At 64.2% G+C, this 7,527-nt stretch carries 5 protein-coding genes; all 5 read right to left on the bottom strand.

Annotated elements, in window-relative coordinates; all coding sequences use genetic code 11:
• Positions 1 to 278: 278 nt before the first annotated feature.
• The 5 genes from KVY23_RS22115 to KVY23_RS22095 all read right to left on the bottom strand — a co-directional run bounded on the left by KVY23_RS22115 (position 279) and on the right by KVY23_RS22095 (position 7,484).
• Positions 279 to 1,325 (bottom strand): ABC transporter ATP-binding protein, encoded by a 1,047-nt coding sequence (locus KVY23_RS22115; protein ID WP_008709885.1) that lies wholly within the window; start codon positions 1,323 to 1,325, stop codon positions 279 to 281.
• Complete coding sequence (locus KVY23_RS22110; protein WP_206497471.1) at positions 1,322 to 2,836, bottom strand: iron ABC transporter permease; 1,515 nt, start codon at positions 2,834 to 2,836, stop codon at positions 1,322 to 1,324. Before KVY23_RS22110 ends, KVY23_RS22115 begins: the two co-directional genes overlap by 4 nt.
• A gap of 71 nt (positions 2,837 to 2,907) precedes the next feature.
• Positions 2,908 to 3,936 carry an iron ABC transporter substrate-binding protein gene (locus KVY23_RS22105; RefSeq protein WP_008709882.1) on the bottom strand — a complete coding sequence of 343 codons (1,029 nt, stop codon included), beginning with the start codon at positions 3,934 to 3,936 and terminating at the stop codon, positions 2,908 to 2,910.
• Positions 3,933 to 6,542 carry an AMP-binding protein gene (locus tag KVY23_RS22100; RefSeq protein ID WP_230558229.1) on the bottom strand — a complete coding sequence of 870 codons (2,610 nt, stop codon included), beginning with the start codon at positions 6,540 to 6,542 and terminating at the stop codon, positions 3,933 to 3,935. The genes KVY23_RS22105 and KVY23_RS22100 overlap by 4 nt, the downstream gene beginning before the upstream one ends.
• Positions 6,543 to 6,881: 339 nt before the next feature.
• Complete coding sequence (locus tag KVY23_RS22095) at positions 6,882 to 7,484, bottom strand: cadmium resistance transporter (protein ID WP_008720461.1); 603 nt, start codon at positions 7,482 to 7,484, stop codon at positions 6,882 to 6,884.
• Between the last annotated feature and the right edge of the window lie 43 nt (positions 7,485 to 7,527).

The following is a 7,527-nucleotide window of genomic DNA, read 5'->3' as shown; positions in this document are numbered from 1 at the left end:
GCAAACGCCGTCAACGGCGCCTCGGCAAGCTCACCCCTATCGAGTTTGAGACAATCAACCGGACCGCACACGCGGCCTGAATCGCTCAACCCCACTAGTCAACTGAAGTCGGGGCAGTCCCGACAGTCGATGCCGGCCCTTTGCATGCTTGGGGTCGAGACGTGATTGCCTTCGGGGCGTTGCCTCAGTCTGAATGGTGCAAGTCTGCCCACTACCTACGCACATTGTTCGCATGATCAAGCAGGACGCGAGAGGCTGCCTCACACTGAGTAGCTCTCTCACAAGTCGTACGCGACGGCGTCGCCGATGACGCAGATGGCGACTCTGTCGCCGGGCGTCAGAGCCGTGGTGCCGAAGCGACGTACGGTGATCCGCTGGGCCATGGCGGTGTCCGCGGTGTCGAGGCGGATCCCGAGCAGCATCTCCGATCCGAAGTACTGCACGTCGACGATGGTCCCCGATGCACCCATGCCGTCGGGTGCCACCTCGATTTGCTCTGGTCGCAACAGGATTCGGGCTGTGCCTTCGATGGCGTTGAAGGAGGGGGCGATGTCGACGTCGCCGAGGGCGCAGCGGGCACGGCCGTTCTCTATGTGGGCCGTCAAGATCACGGCGTCACCGATGAATTCCGCGGTGGTGACGTCCACAGGGCGGGAATAGACCTCACGAGGTGTACCGATCTGTGCGAGCCTGCCCGAGTTCATCACCGCAACCCGGTCGGCGAACGACAGGGCCTCGGGTTGATCGTGGGTGACGAGGATGGTGGTGATCGCGGCCTTGGCGAGGACGTCGGCGACGATCCGTCGGGTGTTCGCCCGCAAGCCGGCATCGAGTGCGGAGAACGGTTCGTCGAGCAGCATCAATTGAGGTTCACGCGCCAGCGCCCGCGCAAGGGCGACCCGTTGCTGCTGGCCGCCGGAAAGCTGGTCAGGTCGACGTGACGCGTAGGACGAATCCAGCGACACCATCTCGAGCAGTTCGGTAATCTTCGAGACGGTCCGGGCACGGCGTGGCAGGCCGAATCCGATGTTCGCGCCGACCGTGGCGTGTGGGAACAGTGCCCCGTCCTGGGCGACGTACCCGATGGACCTTCGGTGCGCAGGCGTCCAGCCGGTTCCCGCGACGACCTTCCCGGTCAGTGCGACGGTGCCTGCGTCGGGTCTGTCGAAACCCGCGATCAGACGCAGCAGCGTCGTCTTACCGCAACCGGACGGTCCGACGATGGCTGTGGTGGATCCAGCCTCGACAGCGAACTCAACTCGACGTAGCACCGTCACAGGACCGAACGACTTGTCCAGCCCATCCACCTCCAACGCGTATGTCATAGTCCTGCCGCCTTTTTCGACTGGGAGAAGAGAACGTAGGTCATGGGCAGCGACAGCACGATCATGATCAACGCGTACGGAGCAGCCCCCGAGTAGTCGATCTCGCTGCTCAGCGACCAGAACTGCATCGACAGCGTGCGGGTTCCGGTCGGTGCCAGCAGCAATGTTGCGGTCAACTCGTTCACGATCCCCAAGAACACCAACGCACCGCCCGCTGCGGTGGCCGGTGCAGCCAATCTGAGAGTCACCCGAAAGAAGCTCGACAGCGGTGACAGACCCAGTGACCGAGCCGCCTCGTCCAACCCGACGGGCGCTTGCGCGAGCCCGGCGCGCAGGTTGACCAATGCGCGTGGCAGGAAGAGCAATGCGTAGGCCGCGATCACGACGACAACTGTTTGATACAGCGGATTTGCGTACCGAATGGCGGTGGTGACGAACGCCAACGCAACGACGATGCCGGGCAACGAACTCGAGATGTAGGTACCGCCCTCGAGGACACGGCTGAACCGTCCGCGGTGGCGAATCGAGATCCACGCGACCGGGAACGCGAGTGCACACGTAATGACCGCACCGGCAATTCCGAACCCGAGCGTTTGCAGCAGCGCGGAAGAGACCTCGTCCCACTCCCACACCGCGCTGCCGCCGATGACAAGCCACCGCAGAACACTGGCGATCGGGACTCCGAGAGACAGTGCGATCAACATCCCCAGGAAGACGAGCGCGATCGGCGAGTACTGCCAACCGAGTTCTGCAGGCACGGCCGGGCGGGCTGCACCCGAGCCGATGCGGGCATACCTGGCACTGCCACGCACAACCGCTTCGATCACCAACAGCGTGAGGCACAGCAATACCAGCACCCCGGCGAGCATAGTGGCCGCAGCTCCGTTGAACGTCGATTGATACTGCTCGAAAATCGCTGTCGTGAAGGTGTCGAATCGGATGAAGACGAAGGCACCGTATTCGGCGAGTAGGTGCAACGCGACCAGAAGCGCTCCGCCGGCGATCGCCAGCCGCAACTGCGGCACCACGACGCGAAAGAACACTGCCCACGGTCCGATTCCGAGTCCTCGCGCCGATTCCTCGACCGCGGGGTCGAGCCTGCGAAGCGTCGCGGCAACGGGAATGTAGACGAGCGGAAAATACGAGAGCGTCGCAATCAGAACGCCGCCGCCCAGTCCGCCGAGGGAAGGGATCGCCGTCACCCACGAGTAGCTGTTCACGAACGCCGGGACAGCCAGCGGCGCGGCAAGCAATACCGCCCAACCCTTCGCTCCGAATACTCGTGTGCGCTCGACCAACCAAGCAGCCGCGACGCCGATTGCGACACAGATGGGCACCGTGATCACTACCAACATCACGGTGTTGGCCAACAATTCGCGGACCCGCGGCCGGAACAGCAGCGCCGACGCGGTGGCCCAGCCGGTGTCCACGCTCTCCACGATCACGTACCCGAGCGGGATGAGCGAGATCACCACGACAATCACTGCGGTGACAGCCAGAGGCAAGGGCATACGCGGCCGGCCTGCTGAGCGACGCAGCTTGTCGGCCGGCCCCCGTTGTTCTCGACCGTTCGTCGTTGGAATCAGAGCAAACCGGCTTCGGTCATGAGCTCGGTGACCTGCGGGCTGTTGAGCGTCGCCGGGTCCACCTGCGGTGCCTGCAGTTCGATCAGAGGAACCAGATCCGCGTTGGCCGGCACTGCGCTGCCCACCGAGTACTCGAACGACGTTCCGTCCCTGAGGATTTGCTGGCCTTTCGGTCCGGTGACGAACGCCAGGAACTTCTGTGCTGCATCTTGTTTCGCGCTGGATTGTAGGACGCCACCGCCGGAGACGCTGACGAAGGCACCGGGGTCTTCGTTCTTGAAGTAGTGCAGGGCGACGTTACTGCTGTTCTCGCCGGTCTTGGCCTGATCGCCGAACCAGTAGTAGTGGTAGATCACGCCGCCGGGGATCTCTCCGGCGTTGACGGCTTTCATCACCGTGCCGTTGCCGTTGTAGGCGCGGACGTTGTTCTTCATCCCCTCCAACCAGGTGCGTGTAGCGTCCTCGCCTTTCAACTCGAGCAGCGCACTGACTATGGCTTGGAAATCGGCTCCCGACGGCGATGCTGCCCAGCGGTCCTTCCAGGCGGGGTCCTGCAGGTCGAGGAGTGAGGCCGGGAGCTGATCGGGTGCCAGCATGTCCGTGTTGTAGGCGAACACGGTCGAGCGGGCGGCGATACCCGTCCACTTGCCGTTCGACGGGCGGTATTGGCTCGGAACCTGGGCCAGCACGGCCTGGTCGACGTCGGTGAACAGACCCGCGTTCTCGACGAGCGTCATCGCCGGAGAGTTCTCCGTGAGGAACACATCCGCTGGCGATCGGTCACCCTCCGCTACGAGTTGGTTGCCGAGTTCGGTATCGCTCCCTTGGCGCAGGTCGACCTCGATGCCGGTCTCCGCGGTGAACGCGTCGGCCCATTCTTTCGTCAGCGACTCGTGTTGGGCGTTGTAGACGGTGATCCGGTTGTCCCCGCCCGGGTCGGACTCAGCGCTCGAACACCCCGACACCGTCAACAGTGCTGCGGTCGCCAGTGCGAGGCCCGCCATCAGTTCGATCCGCTTGCTCATCGTCCGTCCTTCGCATTTACCGGACCACCTCCGGTCGTCCCCGCCGCCATGGTACTTAGAGGATTGGCAAACCTAATGCCCGGCCCTGCCCCGCTCCACGGTAGACGGGCGAGCACGAAGGTCGCAGCCTGCCAGTAGACAACCCCCACGACGATCGACAGGGCGAATGCTGTCCAGGGATGGTCGTCGCGCAGCGGTAGATAGACCTGAAAATGGGTCAGGTAGATGTAGAGTGACGCGCTTGCCAACACCCCCGCAACCCGGCCCACAACTGCGGGACATGGGACGGATGTGAGCCACACCAGCAGGCAAAGTCCGACAATCACGATGACTTCTCGCTGGATGTCGCCGAAGAAGAACCCGGGAATCGATAGCACGATCGCCGCGGTGACCCCCACTCGATGCCACACGGTCTGCGCCCGTGCGGCGGCCCAGCCGAGGGCGAACAACCAGAAGACAACCGCCGCGGTCAGAATGCGATTGCGGCTGTCGTCGATCTCGATCAATCCGTAACGGGTAACCAGGCCCAATGCCACCAACCCCATAGGAAACCAGAACGGGTGACGGCGTTCGAGACGTGCGACCGCCGGAACATAGAGCACAGCGGCGGCTACGAGGACGATGTACACAATCGCCTCGACGAACCAGTATCGCCATTCGACAGACCAACCGTCCGGGCCGAAGATTCCGTTGAGCAGCAATGCACTGGTGATGCGGTAGTCCCCGGTCAGAGCGATGACGGCCCCGATCCACACCATGCTGGGGATGGCGATCCGAGCGACGCTGCGCACCGCATTGCGTGCGCGGGCGGTGCGATCGACCGCGCCGAGGTGGAAGCGGGCGAAGTTGTAGCCGGCGATTCCGAGAAGCACGTGCGCCCCGCCGAGCACCGAAAACAGGTGTATGTGCGAGCCGGCGATCAGCACGATCGCAAGGGCGCGCAGCACAACGTTGGTCTCCACCCGTCGCCAGCCGCGGCGCAGGTGCGGTGCCTGAACGAAGTCCACGACTCGGGTGTTGTGCCAGTCCGCCGGGAGGTGACCGAGCAGCTCCTCCAGCCGAATGGACATCCGCACATACGACAAAGAGTCACCGCCCAAGCTCACGAACGTGCTGTCGTCGTCGACCCTTGCGTGATGCAGGACCTCGGCATACATCGCTTTGACATCGGTGGTCTCGGGCTTTGTCTTCGTCGAGGTGGGCTGAACAGGGCCGGGCTTGCCTGCGAATTCCGCGACCGCTCGCGCATCGGGTTTGCCGGTGGAGGTGCGCGGCAGCTCATCGACTACACACACCCGAACTGCTGTTGCGGGAAGGCCGCTGAACTGGGCTGTCAAGCGTCGCACGTCGTCGACGTCAGCGTTCTCCGCGACGACGACGAGTTCGTCCGTGCCGTCGGTGCAGCACACGGTCAATCCCAGGTGTGCGAGCGCGGACTCGACGCGGTGCAGATCGATACGTAGACCGAACACTTTCGCGAAACCGCTGCGTCGGCCGACCACTTCGTACAGTCCATCGGCCGTTCGCCGGGCCAGGTCGCCTGTTCGCAGCTCGCCGGCGAGCGTGTCACCCAGGCGCAAGTCGCCGGGGTCGTGTGCGTAGCCGAGCATGACGTTCGGCCCCGAATAGACGAGCTCACCCGTCCCGTCCGGGGCATCCGCGACCGGATCGAGCCGAAAGGACCCGCCGGGAATCGGCCGTCCGATGGAATGCGGATGAGCGGCGGCAAGATCCGGTGGCAGATACGCCATTCGGGCGGTCGCCTCCGTTTGCCCGTACATGACGAACAAGTCCCATCCCTGGCGTCGGCCCAGCTCGGCATACGTGCGGACGCGATCGGGCGACAGCTTTCCGCCGGCCTGCGTGACGTACCGCAGGTCGTGAAGATTCAGCTGGTCGAACCCGATACGGTCGAGCAGATCGAAGGTGTACGGCACACCCGCAAAGGTGGAGGCGCGGTGGGTGCGCGCAAGGCCCCACAGTCGAGGATCAGTGACCGAAGAGTTGGTCAGAATCAAGGCAGCACCGCGCAGGAGGTGGCTGTGGACGACCGAAAGCCCATAGCAGTAGTGCATGGGTAGCGTGGTCACGGCACGGTCGGTGGGTCGGATGCCCAGGTATTCGGCAATCGACTCGGCGTTGGCCTGCACGTTGTCGTGCGAGAGACGGACGAGTTTGGGTGATCCGGTCGAACCCGAGGTGCTCAGCAGCAACGCGAGATCAGGGTGCAGCTCATGTCTGGATTGTCGATCGAATTCCTCGACGACCGTGTTGCCGTCGAGGGTGCGCACCACCACATCGGGCCGATATGTGTCGATGAGCCCGTCGAGATGGTCGGGATTGTCGTCCGAGGCCAGCAGTACGGGGTGTCCTGCACGCAGCGCCGCGAGGTAGGTGACGACGACCTCGACCTTGTTGGTGCCGGCGATCAGTACCAGACGACGGCCACGTCCAAGTCTGGCCGCCTGCCGGTCGATGCGCTCGTCCAGGTCGCGGTAGGTGATCGTCTCGTCCACCGATATCAGACCCGGTGCGTCACCGAATCTGCCCAAATCGTGCGCTAAGCGCACACTGGGGCGTTTCGGGCGGTTGAAGTCTCTGGGCACCGAGCGAGTCTATAAGGGCTGCCGAACCTAACCTTCCGGCGACGAATACGACTCCGCGCCCGCGCGGACGAGCGTGGCTCGTCTGTCCACACACCGCTCGGACACAGATGATCGGGGTCAGCGACGCCTACTCGGCGGTCGATTCGGCAAGTCCGGTCCGATTGTCGCACCGTGGTCGATCTGATGATCGCCGACGGATCGACCGAGTATCGATGCGCCGCCCTTTGCTCACCCTCACGCTTCGATCGATGGCATGGAGGTGACGCCACCGGGCGGTGGCGGGAACCGATCTGAGTCGGGCCGTAGCGGTTCCGCAGGCTGCGCGCGAGCGGGTGTCGGTCATGACGCGGCGGCGATCAGCCGGGCGAGAACTCCGGATTCGAGGAGGATGAAGAGACCCAAGCCGATGAACACCGCTGGGACGAGCCAGTGCTCGACCCGTTCGAGAGTGTCGACGACCTTCCTGCGAGTGCCCAGCAGCCTGCCGGCGTAGCACCAGATCCCGACGCAGATCAGGAACACGGCGATGGTGACTGCGGTCTGTGGTGGACCGAGCGTCCGAAAGACCGGGGTGTAGACGGCGATGTTGTCGGCACCGTTGGCGATGGTGATGGCAGCAACGCCTGCCATTCCGGTGGCAGCGACCGGGGGTTCGTCCTCGTCGTCGCTGCGCAGCCAGCGGATCAGCGTCCAGAGCCCCAGCGACAGGGGCAGCACACCGAGTAGCCCGACCCATTCTTGCGGCACGATCACCAGTCCCAGAGCGGCGACGACGCTGGTCGCGACGAGGGTGATCAGGCCGAGGTACTGGCCGGTGACGATCTGCCACGCCCGCGGCCTACCCTGGCTGGCGGAGGCGACGAACAGCACCGTCAGCACGACGATGTCGTCGATGTTGGTGCCGGCGAACATCGCCACTGCCGCGGCGATGGTGGTGATCACTGCCGCACCGGGCGTCGGTGAGGATGTAACCGGACGCCCCCGG

Origin of the sequence: Rhodococcus sp. I2R (assembly GCF_020889545.1) — a bacterium.
Taxonomy (GTDB): Bacteria; Actinomycetota; Actinomycetes; order Mycobacteriales; family Mycobacteriaceae; genus Rhodococcoides.
The sequence above is the reverse complement of the archived record's forward strand: the minus strand, read 5'-3'. Positions and strand labels throughout refer to the sequence as shown.